Origin of the sequence: Sphingobium sp. IP1 (assembly GCF_002708645.1) — a bacterium.
Taxonomy (GTDB): Bacteria; Pseudomonadota; Alphaproteobacteria; order Sphingomonadales; family Sphingomonadaceae; genus Sphingobium; species Sphingobium yanoikuyae.
Genome location: NZ_NOIW01000273.1, coordinates 1 through 406 on the forward strand (window position 1 = coordinate 1; position 406 = coordinate 406).

General features: G+C 78.8%; 1 protein-coding gene. It reads left to right on the plus strand.

Features of this window, described 5'->3' with window-relative positions; genetic code table 11:
- Positions 1-147: 147 nt before the first annotated feature.
- Positions 148-406: hypothetical protein (locus tag CG471_RS31075; RefSeq protein WP_218964309.1), on the plus strand; the 259-nt coding region annotated here is incomplete at its 3' end.

Here is a 406-nt window from a genome sequence, read left to right on the forward strand (position 1 = left end):
CGCGTGTCGCGCTCGCTCCGCGTCGCCCGGCGCGGCACCCATCGGGCATGGCGCACCGCCGCCCGGTCCGGCTCGCTGGCGGGCGCGGCGATGCCGTCGCATCGCCTGCGCACCCGCTGCGCCTCGCGCGGTCCCGGGACGGCCTCCATGACAGCCGATCGGCACGGCTCGCTCGCGTCACGGCGATCCCTGCGGATCGCGCGTTCGCTACGCCTCGCCGGTGCCGATCGCACCGCGCACAACAGCCGCGCCGGCTCGCTCGCATCGCGGCCACGCCTGCGCGTGTCGCGCTCGCTCCGCATCGACCGGCGCGGCACCCATCGGGCATGGCGCACCGCCGCCCGGTCCGGCTCGCTGGCGGGCGCGGCGATGCCGTCGCATCGCCTGCGCACCCGCTGCGCCTCGC